The organism is Actinacidiphila acidipaludis, from assembly GCF_019890725.1.
Lineage (GTDB): Bacteria > Actinomycetota > Actinomycetes > Streptomycetales > Streptomycetaceae > Actinacidiphila > Actinacidiphila acidipaludis.
On sequence record NZ_JAINZZ010000012.1, the window covers coordinates 105,423 to 126,283 of the forward strand.

Consider the following 20,861-nt stretch of genomic DNA (forward strand, 5'->3'; position numbering starts at 1 on the left):
TCCGATGTGCGGGCGGTGGGGCCGGGTGGCCGGTGGGCCGGTCGCCCGAGGGGCCGGGCGGAGCCGGCCGGGTGACCTCGGGGAAGGCCGCGTTGACGGCCGCGGGCGGTCCCGCCTACCCTCAGTTTTATGGGTGAACAGTATTCACATATGCAGACGGCGCCGACGGATTCCGCGGTTCCGGGGACGGAAGCCGCCGCAGGGCCGCTCGCCGTCGCCGAGGTACGGCTCACTCCCATCCTGATCGCCGACCCGCCGCTGCTCAACACCCAGGGGGTCCACCAGCCCTACACCCCCCGGCTCATCATCGAGGTCGTCACCGCCGACGGGACCACCGGGGTCGGTGAGACCTACGGTGACACGCGGTACCTCGACCTGGCCGCACCGCTGGCCAAGGCCCTTCCCGGGCACGCGGTCAGCGACCTGAACGGCCTGTTCACCCTCGCCGAGCAGGTGTGCGGCGATCCCGCCGAGGTGTCGGACTCCGTCGACGTCGGCGGGCTGCGCGGCGTGCAGACCGCCGACAAGCTCCGGCTGTCGGTCATCTCCGGCTTCGAGGTGGCCTGCCTGGACGCCCTCGGCAAGGCGACCGGCCTGCCGGTGCACGCGCTGCTCGGCGGCAAGGTCCGCGACACCGTGGACTACAGCGCCTACCTCTTCTACCGCTACGCCGAGCACCCCCAGGGACAGGGCGAGGCCGACGACTGGGGGGCCGCCCTCGACCCCGCGGGCGTGGTCGCCCAGGCGCGCCGCTTCGCCGACCAGTACGGCTTCGGCTCGTTCAAGCTCAAGGGCGGGGTGTTCCCGCCCGAGCAGGAGATCGAGGCGATCCGCGCACTGGCCGCCGCGTTCCCCGGCCGCCCGCTGCGCCTGGACCCCAACGGCGCCTGGTCGGTGGAGACCTCGCTGACCGTCGCCCGTGAACTGGCCGACGTGCTGGAGTACCTGGAGGACCCGGCCAGCTCCACCGAGCGGATGGCCCAGGTCGCGGCCGGCACCGAGGTGCCGCTGGCCACCAACATGTGCGTGACCACCGTGCGGGAGATCGAGGAGGCCTTCCGCCGGGGCGCGGTGCAGGTTGTGCTCTCCGACCATCACTACTGGGGCGGTCTGCGCAGGACCCAGCAGCTCGCGGCGATCTGCCAGGCGTTCGGCGTGGGGCTGTCGATGCACTCCAACACCCACCTGGGCATCAGCCTCGCCGCCATGACGCACGTCGCGGCGACCGTGCCGAACCTCGACTACGCCTGCGACTCGCACTACCCGTGGCAGACCGAGGACGTCATCACCGAGCGGCATGTGTTCACCGGTGGCGCGCTCACCGTCTCCGACCGCCCCGGCCTCGGCGTCGAGCTGGACCGCGCCGCCCTCCACACGCTGCACCGGCGCTGGCTGGACGACGACGGCGCCATGCGCGACCGCGACGACGCGGCCGCCATGCGCAAGGCCGACCCGGACTGGCGGACCCCGGCGGTTCCGCGCTGGTGACGCCGTCCCGCGACCGCGAAGGGCGGGGCGCGACCGTACCTGACACGGTCGCGCCCCGCCCTTCGTGTATGCCCCGGGCCGCGCCCGGCGGCCCGGCGGCGTCACCCGGACGGTTCACATGATCAGCGACAGCAGCATCACGAAGCCGAGCGCCACCACGGAGATCACCGTCTCCATGACCGACCAGGTCTTCAGCGTCTGCGGGATGTCCATCCCGAAGTACTCCTTGACCAGCCAGAAGCCCGCATCGTTGACGTGCGAGAAGAACAGCGACCCGGCGCCGACGGCGAGCACCAGCAGCGCCGTGTGGGTGCTGGACAGGTGTGCGGCGAGCGGGGCGACCAGGCCGGAGGCCGAGATGATGGCCACCGTCGCCGAACCGGTGGCCACCCGGATCAGCACCGCGATCAGCCAGCCGAGCAGCAGCGCGGAGATGTGCCAGCCGTTCGACCAGTCCAGGATCATCTTGCCGACGCCGCAGTCGATCAGGGTCTGCTTGAAGCCGCCGCCGGCGCCGACGATCAGCAGGATGCCCGCGATCGGCATCAGCGAGGAGTCGACGGTCGCCGAGATGCGCTCCTTGCTGAAGCCGGCCGCCCGGCCCAGGGTGAACATGCCGACCACGACAGCCGCGAGGAGCGCGATCAGCGGGGTGCCGATCACGTCGAACACCCGGTAGGTCAGGGACGACTTGTCGTCCATGATGACGTCGACGAGCGCCTTGGAGAGCATCAGCACGACGGGCAGCAGCATCGTGGACACCGTGGCGACGAAGCTGGGTCGCCGCTCCAGCTCGTCCGAGGCCCGGGCCGGTGTCATGCGTTCCGGCGGGGCGACGTCCACCCAGCGGGAGGCGACCCGGCCGAACAGCGGGCCGGCGATCGCCAGCGTCGGCAGCGCGACGAGGACGCCGAGCGCCAGCGTGATGCCCAGATCGGCGTGGATCGCGTCGATCGCGGCCAGCGGTCCCGGGTGCGGCGGCACCAGGCCGTGCATCACCGACAGGCCGGCCAGGGCGGGTATGCCGATCCGGATCAGCGACTGGCCGCTGCGCTTGGCCACCAGCAGCACCACCGGGATCAGCAGCACGATGCCGACCTCGAAGAACAGCGGCAGGCCGATCAGGCCGGCGATCAGCGCCATCGCCCAGGGCAGCCGCTTCTCGCTGGTCCTGGCCAGGATGGTGTCCACGATCTGGTCGGCACCGCCCGAGTCCGCGAGCAGCTTGCCGAGGATGGCGCCGAGCGCGATCAGCGTGCCGACGCTCGCGACGGTCGCGCCCAGCCCGGTCGTGAAGCTGGTGACGGTGTCGGCGAGCGACGCGCCGGCCACCACGCCGAGCACCCCGGACCCGATGGTCAGGGCGAGAAAGGCGTGCATCTTCCAGCGCGTGATGAGCAGCACGATGACGGCGAAGCCGGCCAGTGCGGCGAGCGCGAGACGGGTGTTGCCCGCGTCGGCGATGGGGGGTGGGGTGGCGGCGGCCAGCAGCTCGACGCTGAGTGCGGACACGGTGTGCTCCAAGGGGACGGGGGCAGAGGGATGGGGGTGGGGGATGGGGGAACGAAGGGGTCGAAGGGGCTGAGCGGATGTCAGTCGGAGCCGGAACCCGAGCGGCAGGGCAGGGCGGCGAGCGCCCGTTCGGTGATCTGCTGCGGGCCGCCGGTGATGGGGATCACCGCGCCGGCCTCGTCGGCCTCGAGCGGTTCCAGCGCCTCGAACTGCGAGGCGAGCAGTCCCGACGGCATGAAGTGCTGCATACGGGCGGCCAGCCGGGAGGCGATCAGCTCCGGCGAGCCGTCCAGGTGGAGGAAGAACAGCCCGGGGGCGTCCGCGCGCAACCGGTCCCGGTAGCGGCGGCGCAGGGCCGAGCAGCTCACCACGCCGCCGCGGTCGCCGCGTTCGGCGATCCAGGCGGCGATGGCGTCGAGCCAGGGCGCCCGGTCGGTGTCGTCCAGCGGGTGACCGGCCGCCATCTTGGCGATGTTGGCGGCCGGGTGGAAGTCGTCGGCCTCGGCGTAGGGGACGCCGAGCCGCTCCGCCAGCAGGCCGCCGACGGTGGACTTGCCGGAACCGGAGACGCCCATGACCACGATCACGGGGAGCGGCGCGGGTGCGGCGGCCGTCATGCTTCCTACCTCTGCTGTCTGGATTGTCCTGTGTGCCCGATCTGGCGCATCCGGCGGATCCGGTAGATCTGCCGGATATGCCGGATTCAGGCTCGGGTTGAGCTCGTCAAGGAACCGCCGGCCGGAGGTCAGGTGGTCCCGTCCGGCGGTGTGGCGACCACTGAACACCCATAGGTACTACTTATTCAAGATGCTGTGACGCAAAAGTCATATGACTGTGCCGAGCCGATCGTCCGGCGGCGGCGCTCGGCCGGGCTCTACGCTTGGTCCATGCCTCAGCAGGAATCCCCGCGCGACCAGCGGGAGCGCGGTGAGGGCGGCGGTCTGCACTCCCGCGTGCTGGCCGAACTCGGCCCGGCCATCGCCTCGGGCGAGCACCCGCCCGGCACGGTGCTGCGCATCGACGATCTGGAGTCCCGCTACGGGGTCTCGCGCACGGTGGTCCGCGAGGCGGTGCGGGTGCTGGAGGCGATGCACCTGGTGGAGTCGCGCCGCAGGGTGGGCGTCACCGTGCTGCGCACCGAGGAGTGGAACGTCTTCGATCCGGCGGTCATCCGCTGGCGGCTGGCCGGCGCCGACCGCTCCCGTCAGCTCAAGTCGCTGACCACCCTGCGCACGGCGGTGGAACCCGTCGCGGCCGGGCTCGCCGCGGACGCGGCCACCCCCGGGCAGTGCCGTGAACTCACCGTGCTGGCCGCGGAGATGGCCGCCGCCGGGCGTGCGGCCGATCTGGACGCCTATCTGGTGCACGACATCGCGTTCCACCGGGTGGTGCTGGAGGCCTCCGGCAACGAGATGTTCGCCCGGCTCGGCGACGTGGTGGCCGAGGTGCTCACCGGCCGTACCGAGCACCATGTGATGTTCACCGCGCCGGACCCTGAGGCCGTCACCCTGCACGTGCGGGTCGCCGAGGCCGTCCGGGCCCGTGACGCGGTCGCCGCGGAGTCCCTGATGCGGGAGATCTGCGTCGGCGCCCTGCGGGAACTGGACATCCTGGCACCGTAGCCGCCGTAGCCGCCGTACGGCTCGTCGCCCCGTGCGCCGCGATGCGGCGGCCGCGCGTCAGCTCTCCAGCGTCGGCCGCATCTTCTCCACGAGGGCGTAGAGCGCGGTGCGTTCGGCCGGGTCGAGGGCGTCCAGCGCGCGGTGGATCGCGTGCATGCGGGCGCGGACGCGGCGGACCGTCTCCTGCCCCTCCGGGGTGGCGATCACGCGCTTGACGCGGCGGTCGTGCGGGTCGGCCTCGCGGCGGGCCAGGCCCTGGGCCTCCAGGCGGTCCACGATGCCGGTGACGTTCGACGCGTCACATCCCAGCAGTGCCGCCAACTCGCGCATGGGCAGCGGCCGGACGAGCTGGCCCAGCAGCTTGGCCTGCATCGAGGTGAGGCCCTCGTGGGCGGCGGCGGCCTGGAAGTCCCGCCACTGGGCGCCCGCGAGCACCGCCAGGGACTGCAGCAGGTCCTGTGTGGCGGGGGCGGAGGGCGTGGTCTCGGCCGCGGCGGTCATGGGTCCAGCGTACCCAGGAAGCTTCAGGCCATCAATCATTCGCTTGACGTCCTTAACTATTGAGGTCTACCGTCAGTCCGGTCATTTACTTGGCAACCTCAAGTATCCAGGACATGAAAGACCGAAGGACGTCGTCACCATGAGCTCCGCACCGCCGCCCGGCCCGGCATCCCCGGCCCCCACGCCACCGACCGCACCCGCGGCCTCCGGCGGACCGGGCGCCCGCGGCACGACGGCGACCGTCTTCGCCCTGAGCCTCGCCGCCATGGTCGTGTCGATGATGCAGACGATCGTCGTGCCGATCCTCGGCCTGATCCAGACGAGCCTGCACACCACGGCGGCCAACGCCAGCTGGGTCACCACCGCCACCCTGCTGTCCGCCGCCGTCTTCACCCCGCTGCTCGGCCGCTTCGGCGACCAGCACGGCAAGAAGCCCACCCTCATCGGCGTGCTCGTGGTGCTGATCGCCGGCACCGTGCTGGCCGCCACCACCCACTCGCTGCTCTGGCTGATCGTGGGCCGCGTCCTGCAGGGCGCCGCCACCGCGATCTTCCCGCTCGCCCTGTCGATCCTGCGCGAGGAGGTGGAGCCGCGGAAGCTGCCCGGCGCGATGGCCGTCGCCAGCGGCGCCTTCGCCTTCGGCAGCGGCATCGCCCTGGTCGCCACCGGCCTGCTCACCTCCGGCGCCCACCCCGACTACCGCAGTGCGTTCTGGCTGGCCACCGGTATGGCCGTGCTTGTGCTCGTCGCCGTGGTCACGCTGGTGCCCGCCACCCGGCACAAGACCGGCGGGCGCACCGACGTGCTGGGCACGCTCACCCTGGCCGCCACACTGGTGCTGCTCCTGCTGCCCATCACCCAGGGCCACGAGTGGGGCTGGTCGTCCGGCCGCACCATCGGCACCTTCGCCGGATCCGTGGTCATGGCCGCGGTGTGGGTGCTCGTCGAGCGCAAGGTCCGCGAACCGCTCGTGGACATGCGGATGTTCGTCCACCGGCCGGTGCTCTTCGCCAACCTGGCCGGCCTGCTCGTCGGCTTCGGCGCGTTCGTCCTGTTCATCGGCGTCTCCTACCTCGCGCAGATGCCGTCGGCGATCGTCGGCTACGGCTTCGACGCGAGCGTGCTGCGGGCCTCCGTGGAGTACCTGCTGCCCAGCACGCTGGTGTCGCTGATCGCCGCGCCCGTCGGCGGGCAGCTCGTCCGGCGGCACGGGCCCCGCGCGGTCCTGGTGCTGGCGGCGCTCGCGGGCGCGGCGGGCTTCGGCTGGCTGGTGGCCGACCACGGCCACAGCTTCTCGGTGATCGGCTCCGGCGCCCTGGTCGGCGTCGCCATCGCCTTCGGCTACGCCGCGATGCCCGCGATCATCGTCGGCAGCGTCCCGCACCACCAGACCGGCATCGCGAACGGCATCAACTCGATCTCCCGGTCCACCGGCAGCGCGATCGGCAGCGCTGTGGTCACCACCGTGCTCGCCTCGAAGACCGTCCCGCAGCTGCCGCCGGGCGTGCCGGCACTGCCCGCGCAGTCGCAGTACACGCTGAGCTTCGCCATCGCCGGGGTCGCGCTCGCGCTGGTCGCCGTGGTGGCCTGGCTGGGGCTGCGGCACATCCACGTGGCGCCGCACCACGCGCAGTCGGCGGCCGGCTCCGCGACGGGTTCCGCGGCCGGCGCGGACGCCGAGGCGACGGGCGAGGGCGCTTCCGCGAATCCGGGCGCGGCACCGGTCAGCCGCTGAACCGGCGGTGACCCGCGGGCGGGGCGGCGACCGGACGCCGGGCGGCGGCGCCCGCCCGGCGGGTCACCACACCACGGCCGCGCCGAACACCGCCAGCGCGACCATGCAGCCCGCCACCCCCACGGCCACCCGCGACGACAGCACGGGTGGCCGCGGCGCGCCCAGCCGCTGGATCCGCAGATGGGCCAGCACCAGGAAGGCCAGGAACGACAGCGCCGCCAGGCCCACCGCGGCCACCGAGAGGGCGGAGCCCCCGGAGCGCACGACCTGGCGCATCGCGATCACCGTGGTGACCGCACAGGTCAGCGTGGTGCGCCGCCATGCCAGACGGGTCCGTTCCGGCTGCAGCCCCGGATCGCGGTCCGTCTCGACCGGGTAGCGGCCGGCCGGCGCCACCGTCAGCCCGCCCAGCCGAAGAACACCACGGCCACCATGGCGATGGCGATGACGGCCACCAGCAGGGCGAGCGAGGCCGGGAAGCGGGACACCGGGAGGTTCGCGCCGCGGCGCATCGCCCGCTCGCAGCGCATCCAGTGGTTGACCGCCCGGAGGGTGCAGGCCACACCCGCCGCGAGCAGCGCGAGGGACAGCACGACCCGCACCCAGTGGGTGAGGTGATTGGTCAGGAACTGGTCGACCGCGAAGCCGCCGCCGATCAGCGCGAGCGCGGTCCGGATCCAGGCCAGGAACGTCCGCTCGTTGGCGAGCGAGAAACGGTAGTCCGGGGTGGTCCCCTCGTTCTGCACCCTGGCCGGTGCGAACCACAGCAGCACCGCGTCCCGGGCGCCGCGCAGCCTGCCGATATCGCTCACCCGACCACCCTAACCAGCGCCGGGACGGACCACGCGGCGGGCCGCCCCTACCGGTCGTAAGGGCGACTCGGGGGCCGGCGGCGCCGGTCAAGTACGGAGGGGAGATCACCGGCGGCAGGGGTGGGGCCCGGGGCCCGGGACGAGTATGAGCATGAGGGCCGGAACTCCAGGTATGCGTGGCAGCTCGCCGGCGCCGCGTGCCGGGCCGCGTACGGAGAGATGCCCTGCTGGTGGTCACGGACGATCAGCACCGCGAGCGTCGCCGCGCCGCCGAGGCCGAGCCCCCACGCCCAGGCGGCGGTCAGCCCCGGCACCCGCCGCTCGAACGCCTCGGTCCCTTCTTTCGGCGGCCGCGGCCGGTCACCGCGCCGGTCAGGCGGTTCGCCGTGCGAGGGCCGGGCGGATCAGCAGGGCGCCCGCGGCGCCGGTGAGACCGACCGCGGTCACCGACCACCACAGCGTGCCGGGACCGGCCGCCGCGTACAGGGCGGGACCCACGCCGAGGGCGAGGAAACGCGCCACCCCGCGCGCCCAGTTGAGGGCGGCCTGGTAGCGGGCGCGGGCGTCGTCCGGCGCCAGGTCGGCGACGACCGAGGTCGCGATGCCGCCCGCGCACACCTCTCCCGCGCTCCACACCAGGACCGTGAGCACGTACCCGCCAGTGGTGCGGGCGGTGCCGGTGAGACCGACGCCCGCGGCCACCAGCACCGAGGCCGCCGCCCAGACCCTCATCCGGTCGAAACGCAGCACCCAGGCATTGGTGACCGGCTGCAGCACCACGACGAGAGCCGCGTTGACGACCGCCACCAGGCCGTAGACGGTGGCCGGCAGGCCGTGGTCGCGGATGGCCAGCGGGACGGTGAACTCCGTCTGCGCGTACACGCATTCACCCGCCACCGACACCGTCACGAACGCCAGCAGCAGCCGGTCGCGCACGACCACGCCATAACCCCCGCCACCCGGCGCTCCCTTGACCCGGGCCGCCGGCGCCGTGCGCGGGAGCGCCACCGCCGCGACCACGGCGAAGCCCAGGCACGTCACCGCGTCCACCACGAACAGCAGCCAGAAGCCACGGTCGACGAGGAAGCCGCCGACGGCGCCCGCGGTGGCGGCGCCCAGGTTGATCGCCCAGTGGTAGAGGCCGAACGCCGCCTGGCGGCGCGCCGGGCCGGCCGAGTCGACGATGACGGCGGCGACGCCCGGCGCGTGCAGGGAGCCGGCCGCGCCCACCAGTGCGGCGGCCAGCGAGAGCGTGACCGGACCCGGCGAGCAGAACAGCAGGGCCTGGCTCGCCGGGGTGGCGACCATCCCGGCGAGGATCGCCTGCCGGCGGCCGAACCGGTCGGCGAACCACCCGCCGGCCACCGGCCCCACGAGACCGCCCGCTCCCAACGCGCCCAGCACGTACGGCGTCTGGCCGGGAGTGATGCCCCGGGAGCCCAGGTAGAACGCGAGGAACGGCACCACCATGGTGCCGACCCGGCTGATCACCGTGCCGGCGAACACCACCCAGAACGGCCCGGGCAGCCCGCCGAAGTGCCGGGCCGCGGCGGTGCGAAGCCGGCCGCGCGGGGGGGGGAGAGAGAGACCGGCATGCGGCGCGCCGGACCGGTCGAGGTCGGCGGTGGCCGGCTCGTGCGCGGCGGCGGCCGGCTCGTCAACGGCGGTGGCCGGCGGGATCGCGGGCAGGGCGGCGGAGACGGCCGGGGAGGGGCCGTCGGACGCGTCGCGGGAGGGCAGGACGGGTGCGCTCATGCGGGAATCGTGCGGCGGCCTTACCGGTTGACGGCATTGATTAAGGTACGGCTGAATCCGGGCGCCGCCCGGGACGCCCGCACGGGGTGCGGAGGGACGGGGGAGCGTCATGGCCGGAGACGTGCGGTTCGCCTTCTCGGCGACCGACATGGCACGCACCAGATTCGCGGTCTCCCCGCTGTGGGAGGTCGTGGCCAGCGTCCGCACCTTCCGGACGGCCGGCCGCCACTCCGTGCACCGCCATTGGCGTGAGCGGGTCGCACCGCGGCTGGCCGCCGCCGGGCTCGACGGCGGGCTGCTCACCGACCTCGTGCCGCCCGCGGGGTACACCCCCGACTTCATCACCCCGCCGCCGCTGCCCGGCGGCGGAGGTCTCGACGCCGAACTGCGGGAGCTGGCCGCCACCCCCGTCGAGGACGTCCGCCGCGAGCTGGAGGAGTACGGGCTGCGCGGCGAACGCGTCCGGCAGCTCTACGACGACCCCGTCGCCGGACTCGCCCGGCTGACCGCGGAGATCGCCGCGTACTGGGAGCTGGCGCTCGCGCCGTACTGGCCGCGGGTGCAGGCCGTGCTGGAGGCGGACGTCTTCCACCAGGCCCGGCGGCTGGCCACGGACGGCGCCGAGGCGGTCCTCGGGAGTCTGCACCCGAGTGTGCGGTGGAGCGCCGGGACGCTGACGGTGTCGCACACGTTCTGCGCGGCGGAGGCGAGACTGGCCGGCAAGGGGCTGGTGCTGGTGCCGTCGGTCTTCGCGTGGTCGTCGGTGGCCACGACGCTGGCGACGCCGGACACCAAGCAGCTGATCTACCCCAGCCGGGGATGGGGCTCGGTGTGGGAGGAGTCCCGGGCGGCCGTGCCCGAGGCGGTGGCGGCGGTGCTGGGGCGCACCCGGGCGCTGCTGCTGGCCGAGCTGCACGTGCCCGCGTCCACGAGTGAACTGGCCGGGCGGACCGGGCTGTCCGCCGGCGGGGTCAACCAGCACCTCACCGCGCTGCGCGATGCCGGGATCGTCTCGGCGCACCGGGTCGGGAGGTCGGTCCTCTACATGCGGACGGCGGTCGCGGAGTCGCTCCTGGCGGGTGCCTAGCCCGGGCCTGCCCGGAGGTGAGGGTTCGCGCCCCTCCCCCGGACCGACCGCTGAGGCCGTGTGTCAGCCACGGCGGTGGGCGAGCAGACGGTGGTAGGCCTCCAGTCCGTCGGGGACCCAGTCCCAGACGGGCAGCCGGGCGGCCAGTTCCTCGTCGGAGAGGAACGTGTGCCAGGCGACCTCCTCGGCCTGCGGCCGGACCGGCAGGTCACAGCGGACCTGGTACACCGCGGACCACCACCGCCCGAACTCCGCGTGCTCGAAGGCGAAGGCGAACAGCCGCTCGGGCTGCGGCAGTCCGCGCACGCCCAGCTCCTCCTCCGCCTCCCGCAGCGCCGCCGCGTCGTAGGACTCGCCGGCCCCCACCACCCCGCCGACGAACATGTCGTACAACGACGGGAAGACCAGCTTGCGCGCGGTGCGGCGGTGCACGAAGATCCGGTCCTCGGCGTCCCGCACCAGCACGAACGCGCAGCGGTGCCGCAGCCCGCGGGCGTACGCGTCGGCGCGCCGCGCCTGGCCCACCACGTTGTCGTCCTCGTCGACGATGTCGATGATCTCGTCAGCGGACAGGGGGGCGGAGGAGCCGTCGGCGCCGCTGGAGTCGCTCATGGGGCCATTGAAGCACCCGCCGAACACTTGCCGATCACCTGCCGACCGGCCGTTCCGGCCGCCCCGAGGGGGTCTTGCGCGCGGGCAGCACCGGCAAGATGATCGTCCAGGCCGGTGACCCGGAGGAGAAGTGACGGGAGAGTACGGTGACCGCACGCGCGACGTCCCGCCAGGCACCCCTGCGGGTCGCCAACTGCTCGGGCTACTACGGCGATCGCCTCTCCGCGGCCCGCGAGATGGTCGAGGGCGGCCCGATCGACGTGCTCACCGGCGACTATCTGGCCGAACTGACGATGCTGCTGCTGTGGAAGGCACGGCAGCGCGATCCGGAGAGCGGCTACGCGCTGTCCTTCCTCGCACAGATGCAGGACGTGCTCGGCACCTGCCTGGAACGCGGCATCAAGGTCGTGGTCAACGCGGGCGGCCTCAATCCGGCCGGGCTCGCCGCGAAGCTCCGTGAACTCGCCGCGCTCGGTGGCCTGCACCCGTCGGTCGCCCATGTCGAGGGCGACGACCTGCTCGCCCGGCTGCCCGAACTCCAGGCGCGCGGGCACGACTTCGCCCACCTGGCGACCGGCCTGCCGCTCGCCGGGTCCGGCGTGGAACCGCTCACCGCCAACGCCTACCTCGGCGGCTGGGGCATCGCCCAGGCCCTGCGGGCCGGCGCGGACGTGGTCGTCTGCGGCCGCGTCACCGACGCCTCGCTCGTCGTCGGCCCGGCCGCCTGGGCCTTCGACTGGGCCCAGGACGACTGGGACGCGCTCGCCGGAGCGGTCACCGCCGGCCACATCATCGAGTGCGGCACCCAGGCCACCGGCGGCAACTACTGCTTCTTCACCGAGATTCCCGACCCGGTGCACCCCGGCTTCCCCATCGCGGAGATCAACCCCGACGGGTCGAGCGTCATCACCAAGCACCCCGGCACCGGCGGCGCGGTCACCGTCGGCACGGTCACCGCCCAACTGCTGTACGAGATCGGCCACCCCGCCTATCTCAACGCCGACGTGGTGGCCCGGTTCGACACCGTGCGGCTCACCCAGCAGGGGCCCGACCGGGTGGCCGTGGGGCCGGTCACCGGCGAGCCCGCGCCCCTGGACCTCAAGGTGTGCGTCAACCACCGCGGCGGCCACCGCAACGCGGCGACGTTCGTCCTCACCGGCCTCGACCTGGACGCCAAGGCGGACTTCGCCGAGGCCGCGCTGCTGGACGCCACGGGCGGCCCCGCCGCGTTCGCCACCTACGACCTGCGGCGCGAGCACGGCGGCGAGGCCGACCGGCTCACCCTCACCGTCAAGGACCCGGACCCGCAGGTCGTCGGCCGGTCCTTCTTCGCCGCGGTCGCCGGCACCGCCCTCGCCGGCTATCCGGGCCTCTACCTGGAGCACGCCGCGCCCCGGCCCACCGAGTACGGCGTGTACTGGCCCGCGCTGATACCCGCCGCCGAGGTCCCGGCGGTGACCGTGCTGGAGGACGGCACCCGGCTGCCGGTGCCGCCCGCGCCCGCCGCGAGGCCGGCCCGCCCGCAGCAGGCCGACGCCGTGCCGCCGGTGCCGGTGCCGCCCGCCGGGCTGCGGCCGCAGTCCGCGCGCCCCGGCCGGGTCGACGGGTACGGCGCGGCGGGCCGCACCGTCCGGCTGCCGCTGGGCACCCTGATCGGGGCGCGCTCCGGCGACAAGGGCGGCGACGCCAACGTGGGTCTGTGGGCGCGCGACGACGACACCTGGCGCTGGCTGCGCGACCACCTCGACGTGGAGCGGCTGCGCACGCTGCTGCCGGAGACCGCGAAGCTGCCGGTCAGCCGGTACGAGCTGCCGCGCCTGCGGGCCGTCAACTTCGTGGTGCACGGCCTGCTCGGCGAGGGCGTCGCGGCGTCGACCCGGGCCGATCCGCAGGCCAAGGCGCTCGGTGAGCGGCTGCGCGGCTGCCTCGCCGACATCCCGGAGGACCTCATCGACCTCAGCGCGGCCGAGTTCACACGGGTGCCGGAGGGATGAGCCCGCCACGCCCGGACGGCGGCCGGGTGGACCCTCCGGCCGCGCCCGGCGGGGGCATCATCGGGGCATGAGCAATCTCGATGTGAAACCGTCGGCCACGGTGAGCGGCGGCCGCGGCGACGTCTCCGCAGCCCCCGTCCGCGAACTGCTCACCGCCCGCACCGTGCCCCTCGGCGAGAGCACGGTCGTCCGCCGCCTGCTGCCCAACCTGGGCCGGCGCATGGTCGGCGCCTGGTGTTTCGTCGACCACTACGGTCCCGACGACATCGCCCAGGAACCCGGGATGCAGGTGCCGCCGCACCCGCACATGGGCCTGCAGACCGTGAGCTGGCTGCACGAGGGCGAAGTGCTGCACCGCGACAGCCTCGGCAGCAAGCAGACCGTCCGCCCGCGCGAGCTGGGCCTGATGACCTCCGGCCGGGCCATCTCGCACTCCGAGGAGTCGCCCCGCGACCACGCCCGCTACCTGCACGGCGCACAGCTCTGGGTGGCGCTGCCGGACGCCCACCGGCAGACCGGGCCGGCCTTCGAGCACCACGCCCAGCTCCCCGAGGTCACCGGCGGGGGAGGCCTGCACGGCACCGTCATCCTCGGCGAACTCGACGGCGCGGCCTCGCCCGGCACCACCTACACCCCGATCGTCGGCGCCGACATCACCCTCGCCGAAGGCACCGCCGCCCGACTGCCGTTGCAGCGCGACTTCGAGTACGCGGTGCTGACCATGGCGGGCGAGCCGGAGGTCGACGGCGTGCGGCTGGCCCCCGGCTCGATGCTCTACCTCGGCTGCGGACGCAGTGCGCTGCCCCTCGACGCCACGGTCGAGAGCTCCCTGGTCCTGCTCGGCGGTGAGCCGTTCGAGGAGGAGATCATCATGTGGTGGAACTTCATCGGCCGTACCACCGAGGAGATCGCCGAGGCGCGCGCCGCCTGGCAGGCCGGTGAGCGCTTCGGCGAGGTGCACGGCTACGCGGGCAAGCGCCTGGACGCACCGGCCCTCCCCGCGACCCCGCTCAAGCCGCGCGGCCGCGTCCGCTGACCCGGCGCCGGCCGGTCACCTCCGACGCGGACAGCCGCCCGGCCGTGAGGTCCCGGTCAGGGCGTCGCCGTCGACCGTGACGGCGAAGGCGGGATTTCAGCCGCAGGGGCCTGGTGACGGACCGCCGCCAGGTCAGGCGGTTTCCGGCGGGGACGACGTCGCCGAGCGGCACGCACTCACCCGCCCCTCCGCGCCCCGGTGAAGACGCCGCGCCCGAACCCGGCCACGGCCTTGATCCTGCCGATCGGTGTGGAGACGGCCGGATCCCACGTGCCCGCCACGCACACGGTGGTGGCCTCCCCGGCGGGGTGCTCGGTGTCGGTGTGCTGCACGGTCTGGTGTTCGTCGGACATGGGCTTCTTCCTCGCGGGGCGAGGCACCCCGCCGCGGCGCGGTCAGGGGCCGGGGGTCGGGGGTCGGGGGTCGGGGGTCGGGGGGTCGGGGTCAGCTTGCGACGGGAAAACGCCAGGTCGCTCGGACGGCGGGACGGGCGCCGCCTGCTCTGTTCGGGCGAGCGGTGGGCCGCGTACCGCGCCGCCGGGGCCGCGGCCGGGTTTGCTGGAGGGGTGGCCGCCGCGGCGCGGCCACCCGCACGGGCCGCGCCCCGTGCGCGCGGCACGGAGAAGGGGTGGCCGGCGGTGAGTGAGGGAGGAAGCGGCGGAGCCCGGCGCGCCCGCGGCGGCACGGCCGGTTCCCGGGGTACGCACGCCCGCGGACGGGCGGCCGACCCCGCGGAGCGGGACGCCGCGCAGCGGGCCGGCGGCGCCGAGGACGCCGACGCAGGCGCCGCCCCCACCGGACCGCCTGCAGACCGCGGCGACGCCCCTGGCGATGCGGACGCCACCCACACGGCCGATTCCACGGCAGGCGGTGACGGCACCGACCCCCCGGCCGCCGGCGAGCCCCCGGGCGCCGACCCCCCGGCCGCCGACCCCCCGGCCGCCGCAGACCCCCCGGGTACCACCGACCCTCCGGGCGCCACCGGCTCCCCGGGCTCCGGCGACCCGATCGACTACGCCGCCCTCTTCGCGGCGGTCCCGGTCGCCTGCCTGGTCCTGGACCGACGGCTGCGGATCGTCGCCGTCAACGAGGCCTATCTCGCGGTCACCGGACGCGACCGTGAGGAACTGATCGGCCGCGCCTTCTTCGACGCCTACCCGTCCGACCCGGACGACCTGAGCGCGAACGGCGCCCACACGCAGCGCCGTTCGCTGGAGGCGGCCTTCGCCTCGGGCGAGCCGAGCCTGCTGATGCTGCACCGTTTCGCCATCCCGCGGGCCGACGCGTCCGGCCAGTTCGAGTCGCGCTGGTGGAACGTGGTGAACCAGCCGGTCACCGGACGCAGCGGCCGGGTGGAGCTGGTCATCCACAAGGTGGAGGACGTCACCGCCTTCGTGGACTCGGTGCGGCGCACCGAGCCCGCGGAGACGACGGCGGCCGAAGTGCCGCAGGTCGACGTGTTCAACCAGGCCAAGGAGCTGCAGCGGGCCAACGCCCGTCTGCTGGAGTCCACCGCCGCCATCAACGACACCGCCCTGGTCCTCCAGCAGGCGATGCTCGCCACGCCCGACCTGTCAGGGCACCCGGAGATCGCCGTGCGCTACCGGCCGGCGATGCAGGGCCTGAACGCCTGCGGCGACTGGTACGACGTGGTCGATCTGCCCGAGGGACGGCTGGTGCTGACGGTCGGTGACGTCGTGGGCCACGGTGTCGGCGCCGCCAGCGTCATGGGCATGCTGCGCAGCGCGCTGAACGCCGCCGTCCGCGTCGCCGACGGCCCCAGCGGCGCCCTGGAGGCCCTCGGGCTCTACTCCCGGGCCCACGACGGCGCGCTCGCCACGACCACCTTCGCCTGCCAGGTGTTTCCCGCCAGCCGGCTGCTGACCTACAGCAACGCGGGCCACCCGCCGCCCGTCCTGGTGCACGAGGACGGCTCGTACGAGTTCCTGGACCGGGCCACCGACCCGCCGCTGGGCGTGCGGGTCGAACACGTGCCGCGCCCGCAGGCCACCCTGGAGTACGCCTGCGGGGACCTGCTGGTGCTGTACACCGACGGCCTGGTCGAACGGCGCGGCGAGGACATCGACGTCGGCATCGGGCGGCTCACCGACGTGCTCTGCGAACTGCGCGCCGACCCGGTCCAGGAACTGGCCGACGCCCTGCTGGCGCGGCTGGCGGACCCGAGCGGCCAGCACGACGACATCTCCGTCCTGGCGGCCCGGTTGTGAGGAGGCGATCGACCAGGTGAGGGTGCACCGGAGGCCGGCGGGCGACGGGCCGGAGCGGCACCGCCGGCGCCGGCTGAGGCGCGACCGTCCGCAGGAGAAGCGGTCGGGGGAGCGGGTCGACCAGCTCTACCGCACCCTGCTGCGGCGTCGCAAGAATCCCCTCGGCCCGGAGGACGTGGCGGTCGCGGACCTCCCGAAGGTCCGGCTCGCGGTGGGCGCGGCGGCGCTCGGCAACACCATGGAGTGGTTCGACTTCGGCGTCTACGCCTACCTGGCCGGGACCCTCGGCAAGGTGTTCTTCCCGTCCGGCTCGTCCGGGACCCAGGTGGTGTCGACGTTCGCCACCTTCGCCGCCGCGTTCCTGGTCCGCCCGCTGGGCGGCCTGGTGTTCGGGCCGCTGGGCGACCGCATCGGGCGGCAGAAGGTGCTCGCGGTCACCATGATCATGATGGCGGCGAGCACCTTCGCGGTGGGCGTGCTCCCCTCGTACGCCGCGGTGGGGCTGCTCGCGCCGCTCCTGCTGCTGCTCTGCCGGCTGGTGCAGGGCTTCTCCACCGGTGGCGAGTACGCCGGCGCCACCACGTACATCGCCGAGTACGCGCCCGACCGGCGGCGCGGTTTCCTCGGGAGCTGGCTCGACTTCGGGACGTTCGTGGGCTATTCGCTCGGCTCCGGCCTGGTCACGGTGCTGACCGCGCTGGTGGGCGCCGACGGCCTGGAGCACTGGGCGTGGCGGATCCCGTTCCTCGTCGCCGGGCCGCTGGGCGTGGTCGGCCTCTACATGCGGCTGAAGCTGGAGGACACCCCCGCCTTCAAGGACGAGGTGGAGCAGGCCGCCCGCTCGTCGCCGGACGGCACCGCGGTGGAGGAGGCACGGCAGTCCGGTCGCGGCCGGCTGCGGGAGATCTTCACCGGCCACTGGGAGGCCATCCTCATCTGCATGGGCCTGGTGCTGCTCTACAACGTCACCAACTACATGGTGACCTCGTACCTCCCCACGTACATGACCTCGACCATCGGCATGGGGGACACCACGGCGCAGCTCCTGGTGCTGGCCACGATGCTGCTGGTGGTGCTGACCATCACGCTCGTCGGCCGCACCTCCGACCGCTGGGGGCGGCGCCCGGTCTTCATGACCGGCAGCATCGCCCTGATCGTGCTGGCGCTGCCGGCGTTCCTGCTGATCCGGCAGGGCGGGATCGCGCTGCCCGCGGCCGGCTGCGCCATCCTCGGACTGCTGCTGGTCACCTACGCGGGGACCTCCGCGGCGACGCTGCCGGCGCTCTTCCCGACGCCGATCCGCTACGGCGCGCTCTCCATCGCCTTCAACATCTCCGTCTCGCTCTTCGGCGGCACCACCCCGCTGGTCGCCTCCGCGCTGGTGGCGTCGACCGGCGACGACCTGGTCCCGGCGTACTACCTGATGGTGGCGGGTGTGGTCGGGTTCGTCTCGACGGTCTTCCTCTACGAGACGGCGGGGAAGCCGCTGGCCGGCTCGCGGGCGATGGTGGAGACGCCGGGACAGGCCCGGCGGCTGGTCGCCCGCAGCCGCACCGCGGCCGGGCGCCAGGCCCGCGACCTGTGGATCAAACTGCGTCACCGTCAGCAGTGAGCGGCCCGCCGCCGGGGCCGCCCGGACCGCCCGTGCGGCCGCGCGGCTCAGGCCGGCTCACGGGGTGAGGACGACCTTGCCGGCGACGGTGCCGGACTCGGCCAGGCGCAGGGCCTCGGCGGCCCGGGCGAGCGGAAGACGGGCGGCGATCTGCGCGGTCACGTCACCGCGCGACAGGGCCGCGAAGACCTGCGTCAGGTCGGCGCGCAGCCGCGCCCGGAAGCGGTCCCTGGCCAGCGCGCGCCCGGCCCACACGTTGAAGAAGTACGCGTGGCGGCCGTTGGGCAGCGCGTTCCACAGCCACACCCGGCCGAGCAGCTTGAGCACCGGCCACTGCTTCGAGCCCTGGTCGTCCCGGGTGGAGGCGGTGCCGTAGGACACGAGCGTCCCGCCCGGTGCCAGCAGGCGCCAGGAGTCGGCGATGCCGCGGCCGCCGATGTGGTCGAAGACGGCGTCCACGCCGCCGGGTGCGAGCGCGCGGACCCGGGCCGGGACGTCCTCGGTGCGGTAGTCGACGGGCACGGCCCCCTGGGCGCGCAGGGCGTCGTGGTGCCGGGCCGAGGCGGTGCCGATCACCTGCACGCCCGCGGAGCGGGCGAGCTGGACCAGGACCGAGCCGACGCCGCCGTTGGCGCCGTGCACCAGGACGGTCTGCCCGGCGCGGACACGGGCCTTGCGGTGCAGCATCTGCCAGGCGGTGACGCCGTTGAGGACCAGCGTCTCCGCCTCGGCCGCCGAGACCCCGTCGGGGACCTCGACGACGTCCGCCGCGTCCACCACCACATGCGTCGCCCAGCCGCCGACCTTGACCAGCGCGGCCACGCGGGTGCCGGCCAGACCCGGATCGGCGCCCGCACCCGTCGCCGCCACCGTGCCGACCAGGTCGTAGCCGGGCACGAACGGGAACGGCGGCTGGTCGTAGTAGCGGCCGCGGCGCATCTGCTGCTCGGCGAAGGAGACGCCGGTCGCCTCCATCCGGAGCAGGACCTGGCCGGATCCCGGCGCGGGGACGGATCCGTGCCGGATCCGCAGACCCTCCGGCTCCACCGTGCCCGGCAGGACGACCTCGACAAGTGCCTCGGTGCTCATGACGACCTCCGCTGTTCCGCGACCCGTTGGTTACTGACTATCGCCTTCGTTATGAGGTGTAACTCACATGGCGACGGGGAGTCAAGGCATTCAGTGATAGCCTCTCACTCACGCTTGATGCTGTAGCCGACGAGGTTCCGGGAAGGCGGTGACGGGCCCATGGCGGACAGCCCGCGCGAGCGGTACCGCACACAGGTGCGGGCCGAGATCAAGGAGCGCGCGTGGGAGCAGATCGCCACGGCGGGGGCGTCCGCGCTCTCCCTGAACGCGATCGCCAAGGCGATGGGCATGAGTGGGCCGGCGCTCTACCGGTACTTCGCCGGCCGCGACGAGCTCATCACCGAACTGATCGGTGACGCCTATCGCAGCCTGGCGGACGCCTTCCGCGCGACGGCCGACGAGTCAGGCGGTGCCGAGGAACGCGCGGCGGCACTGGCGCACACCCTGCGGCGCTGGTCCCTGAAGGACCCCCAGCGCTACCTGCTGATCTACGGCACGCCGGTCCCCGGCTACCACGCGCCGGACGACATCACCGCGATCGCCGCCGAGATCATGGCCGTGCTCCTGGAGGTCTGCGCCGGACTGCCCTACCCCGCACCGGCGGGACCGTTCGACGAGCACCTGGAGACCCACCGGCCCTGGGCGGAGGACCACCCGGCGCCCGCACCGGTCCTGCACCGGGCCCTGACCTTCTGGACCCGCCTGCACGGCCTGCTCTCCCTGGAGGTGGCCGGACACTTCACCGGCATGGGCTTCGACCCCGGCCTGCTGTTCGCCGCCGAGGTCGACGCCCTGCTGGCCGGCTGACGCGCGGCGCCGGCGTCACGCCCCGAGCAGGGCCAGGTCGAGACGGCGCAGGCGCTCCCGGTCGGCGATCACGTCGACGGCGCTGATCAGGCCGTCATTACCGAAGGTGAACGTCAGCACGACCGCCGCCCGGCCGTCGCGTGCCATGACCAGCCCGGCCCTGCCGTCGACCAGCGCGGCCTCGGTGGCGTGGGCGCGGACCGCCGAGGCGAACGCGCCCCGGGCCACGGTCGCGGCGCCGCGCAGGAACACCGGCGCCGGGGTGGGGCCGACGGCCGCGTCGGCGCGGAGCACCACCTCCGGATCGAGCAGGGTGAGCAGCGCGTCGAAGTCCCCGCGGCGGGCCGCCGCCAGATACGCCTCGACGGCCCGCCGCTGCCGGGCCAGGTCCTCGCCCGGAACCGCCGGCACGCCCCGCACCCGGCGCCGTGCCCGGCTGGCCAGCTGGCGGGCCGCGGCGGGCGAGCGGTCCAGCAGCGGGCCGATCTCGTCGAACGGCACGGCGAACATGTCGTGCAGGACGAACGCGACGCGCTCGGCCGGCGGGAGGGTGTCCAGCACCACCAACATCGCCAGGCCGACCGAGTCGGCGAGTTCGGCCTCGCGCTCCGGGTCGCCGCCGTCCTCCGCGGCGGCGACCGGATCGGCCGGACCGGCGTCCAGCGGGTCCTCGCGGCGCCGTTCGCGGGTGCGCAGCAGGTTCAGGCAGACCCGGGACACCACCGTCGTCAGCCACGCCGCGGGGTTCTCGACCCCCTCCGTCCCGGAGCGGTCGACCCGCAGCCACGCCTCCTGCAGGGCGTCGTCGGCCTCGCTCACCGAGCCGAGCATCCGGTGGGCCACGGCGGCGAGATGCGCCCGGTGCTGCTCGAACAGCCCGGCCGGCGACAGGAGATCGTCCACGCCGTCACATTCCCCTCCCGCGCGGTGTCAGGCAAGTGGCGGCGGATTTCCGCCGGTCAGCGAGACAG

Annotated in this window: 19 protein-coding genes; 9 read left to right on the top strand and 10 right to left on the bottom strand. The window is 74.0% G+C overall.

What is annotated here, in order from left to right; genetic code table 11:
• Window positions 1-150 precede the first annotated feature (150 nt).
• A complete protein-coding gene (locus K7862_RS13275; protein ID WP_222962732.1) occupies window positions 151-1,488 on the top strand; it encodes a glucarate dehydratase family protein in 1,338 nt (445 codons plus the stop codon).
• Window positions 1,489-1,602: 114 nt separating this feature from the next.
• Here the strand turns inward: K7862_RS13275 and K7862_RS13280 are convergent, their stop codons facing one another.
• On the bottom strand, window positions 1,603-3,000 hold the full coding sequence (locus tag K7862_RS13280) for a GntP family permease (RefSeq protein WP_222962733.1): 1,398 nt from the start codon (window positions 2,998-3,000) through the stop codon (window positions 1,603-1,605).
• Between the two features lie 80 nt (window positions 3,001-3,080).
• Window positions 3,081-3,617 carry a gluconokinase gene (locus tag K7862_RS13285; protein WP_222962734.1) on the bottom strand — a complete coding sequence of 179 codons (537 nt, stop codon included), beginning with the start codon at window positions 3,615-3,617 and terminating at the stop codon, window positions 3,081-3,083.
• A gap of 270 nt (window positions 3,618-3,887) precedes the next feature.
• On the opposite strand from K7862_RS13285, the gene K7862_RS13290 reads away from it, so the two are divergent.
• Window positions 3,888-4,622: a FadR/GntR family transcriptional regulator gene (locus K7862_RS13290; RefSeq protein ID WP_222962735.1), complete on the top strand. Its 735-nt coding sequence runs from the start codon at window positions 3,888-3,890 to the stop codon at window positions 4,620-4,622.
• A gap of 57 nt (window positions 4,623-4,679) precedes the next feature.
• Here K7862_RS13290 and K7862_RS13295 read toward each other — a convergent pair whose 3' ends face one another.
• Window positions 4,680-5,123: a MarR family winged helix-turn-helix transcriptional regulator gene (locus K7862_RS13295; protein WP_222962736.1), complete on the bottom strand. Its 444-nt coding sequence runs from the start codon at window positions 5,121-5,123 to the stop codon at window positions 4,680-4,682.
• Window positions 5,124-5,262: 139 nt separating this feature from the next.
• On the opposite strand from K7862_RS13295, the gene K7862_RS13300 reads away from it, so the two are divergent.
• A complete protein-coding gene (locus tag K7862_RS13300; RefSeq protein WP_222962737.1) occupies window positions 5,263-6,858 on the top strand; it encodes an MFS transporter in 1,596 nt (531 codons plus the stop codon).
• Window positions 6,859-6,921: 63 nt separating this feature from the next.
• Here K7862_RS13300 and K7862_RS13305 read toward each other — a convergent pair whose 3' ends face one another.
• The 3 genes from K7862_RS13305 to K7862_RS13315 form a co-directional block, all read right to left on the bottom strand.
• Window positions 6,922-7,254 carry a DUF202 domain-containing protein gene (locus tag K7862_RS13305; RefSeq protein WP_222962738.1) on the bottom strand — a complete coding sequence of 111 codons (333 nt, stop codon included), beginning with the start codon at window positions 7,252-7,254 and terminating at the stop codon, window positions 6,922-6,924.
• Between the two features lie 2 nt (window positions 7,255-7,256).
• Complete coding sequence (locus K7862_RS13310) at window positions 7,257-7,661, bottom strand: YidH family protein (RefSeq protein ID WP_308011969.1); 405 nt, start codon at window positions 7,659-7,661, stop codon at window positions 7,257-7,259.
• Window positions 7,662-8,042: 381 nt separating this feature from the next.
• On the bottom strand, window positions 8,043-9,425 hold the full coding sequence (locus K7862_RS13315; RefSeq protein ID WP_222962739.1) for an MFS transporter: 1,383 nt from the start codon (window positions 9,423-9,425) through the stop codon (window positions 8,043-8,045).
• Between the two features lie 109 nt (window positions 9,426-9,534).
• Between K7862_RS13315 and K7862_RS13320 the strand changes: the two genes are divergently transcribed.
• Window positions 9,535-10,512, top strand: coding sequence for an ArsR/SmtB family transcription factor (locus K7862_RS13320; protein ID WP_222962740.1), 978 nt, complete (start codon window positions 9,535-9,537; stop codon window positions 10,510-10,512).
• A gap of 63 nt (window positions 10,513-10,575) precedes the next feature.
• Here K7862_RS13320 and K7862_RS13325 read toward each other — a convergent pair whose 3' ends face one another.
• Entirely contained in the window at window positions 10,576-11,124 is a 549-nt protein-coding gene (locus K7862_RS13325; protein ID WP_222962741.1) for an NUDIX domain-containing protein, read from the bottom strand.
• Window positions 11,125-11,360: 236 nt separating this feature from the next.
• Between K7862_RS13325 and K7862_RS13330 the strand changes: the two genes are divergently transcribed.
• Window positions 11,361-13,118 carry an acyclic terpene utilization AtuA family protein gene (locus K7862_RS13330; protein ID WP_372461570.1) on the top strand — a complete coding sequence of 586 codons (1,758 nt, stop codon included), beginning with the start codon at window positions 11,361-11,363 and terminating at the stop codon, window positions 13,116-13,118.
• A 67-nt stretch (window positions 13,119-13,185) separates the two neighbouring features.
• Window positions 13,186-14,154, top strand: a complete 969-nt coding sequence (locus K7862_RS13335) for a pirin family protein (protein ID WP_222962743.1) — start codon at window positions 13,186-13,188, stop codon at window positions 14,152-14,154.
• A 176-nt stretch (window positions 14,155-14,330) separates the two neighbouring features.
• Here the strand turns inward: K7862_RS13335 and K7862_RS37510 are convergent, their stop codons facing one another.
• Window positions 14,331-14,507 (bottom strand): hypothetical protein, encoded by a 177-nt coding sequence (locus K7862_RS37510; protein ID WP_262413058.1) that lies wholly within the window; start codon window positions 14,505-14,507, stop codon window positions 14,331-14,333.
• 285 nt (window positions 14,508-14,792) lie between these two features.
• Here K7862_RS37510 and K7862_RS13345 point away from each other — a divergent pair, with 285 nt between their 5' ends.
• Window positions 14,793-16,382, top strand: a complete 1,590-nt coding sequence (locus K7862_RS13345) for a PP2C family protein-serine/threonine phosphatase (protein WP_308011965.1) — start codon at window positions 14,793-14,795, stop codon at window positions 16,380-16,382.
• Window positions 16,383-16,455: 73 nt separating this feature from the next.
• Window positions 16,456-17,994 (top strand): glycine betaine/L-proline transporter ProP, encoded by a 1,539-nt coding sequence (gene proP, locus K7862_RS13350; protein ID WP_222962775.1) that lies wholly within the window; start codon window positions 16,456-16,458, stop codon window positions 17,992-17,994.
• Between the two features lie 57 nt (window positions 17,995-18,051).
• Here proP and K7862_RS13355 read toward each other — a convergent pair whose 3' ends face one another.
• Window positions 18,052-19,083 (bottom strand): medium chain dehydrogenase/reductase family protein, encoded by a 1,032-nt coding sequence (locus K7862_RS13355; RefSeq protein WP_222962744.1) that lies wholly within the window; start codon window positions 19,081-19,083, stop codon window positions 18,052-18,054.
• 159 nt (window positions 19,084-19,242) lie between these two features.
• On the opposite strand from K7862_RS13355, the gene K7862_RS13360 reads away from it, so the two are divergent.
• Complete coding sequence (locus K7862_RS13360) at window positions 19,243-19,890, top strand: TetR/AcrR family transcriptional regulator (RefSeq protein ID WP_222962745.1); 648 nt, start codon at window positions 19,243-19,245, stop codon at window positions 19,888-19,890.
• Between the two features lie 15 nt (window positions 19,891-19,905).
• Here K7862_RS13360 and K7862_RS13365 read toward each other — a convergent pair whose 3' ends face one another.
• Window positions 19,906-20,793: a sigma-70 family RNA polymerase sigma factor gene (locus K7862_RS13365; RefSeq protein ID WP_222962746.1), complete on the bottom strand. Its 888-nt coding sequence runs from the start codon at window positions 20,791-20,793 to the stop codon at window positions 19,906-19,908.
• Window positions 20,794-20,861 lie beyond the last annotated feature (68 nt).

Bases quoted from the DNA above. Each gene is read 5' to 3' on its own strand.
- K7862_RS13275 (WP_222962732.1), top strand. From the start codon at position 151: ATGCAGACGGCGCCGACGGATTCCGCGGTTCCGGGGACGGAAGCCGCC.
- K7862_RS13285 (WP_222962734.1), bottom strand. From the start codon at position 3,617: ATGACGGCCGCCGCACCCGCGCCGCTCCCCGTGATCGTGGTCATGGGC.
- K7862_RS13290 (WP_222962735.1), top strand. From the start codon at position 3,888: ATGCCTCAGCAGGAATCCCCGCGCGACCAGCGGGAGCGCGGTGAGGGC.
- K7862_RS13295 (WP_222962736.1), bottom strand. From the start codon at position 5,123: ATGACCGCCGCGGCCGAGACCACGCCCTCCGCCCCCGCCACACAGGAC.
- K7862_RS13300 (WP_222962737.1), top strand. From the start codon at position 5,263: ATGAGCTCCGCACCGCCGCCCGGCCCGGCATCCCCGGCCCCCACGCCA.
- K7862_RS13315 (WP_222962739.1), bottom strand. From the start codon at position 9,425: ATGAGCGCACCCGTCCTGCCCTCCCGCGACGCGTCCGACGGCCCCTCC.
- K7862_RS13320 (WP_222962740.1), top strand. From the start codon at position 9,535: ATGGCCGGAGACGTGCGGTTCGCCTTCTCGGCGACCGACATGGCACGC.
- K7862_RS13325 (WP_222962741.1), bottom strand. From the start codon at position 11,124: ATGAGCGACTCCAGCGGCGCCGACGGCTCCTCCGCCCCCCTGTCCGCT.
- K7862_RS13330 (WP_372461570.1), top strand. From the start codon at position 11,361: ATGGTCGAGGGCGGCCCGATCGACGTGCTCACCGGCGACTATCTGGCC.
- K7862_RS13335 (WP_222962743.1), top strand. From the start codon at position 13,186: ATGAGCAATCTCGATGTGAAACCGTCGGCCACGGTGAGCGGCGGCCGC.
- K7862_RS37510 (WP_262413058.1), bottom strand. From the start codon at position 14,507: ATGTCCGACGAACACCAGACCGTGCAGCACACCGACACCGAGCACCCC.
- K7862_RS13355 (WP_222962744.1), bottom strand. From the start codon at position 19,083: ATGAGCACCGAGGCACTTGTCGAGGTCGTCCTGCCGGGCACGGTGGAG.
- K7862_RS13360 (WP_222962745.1), top strand. From the start codon at position 19,243: ATGGCGGACAGCCCGCGCGAGCGGTACCGCACACAGGTGCGGGCCGAG.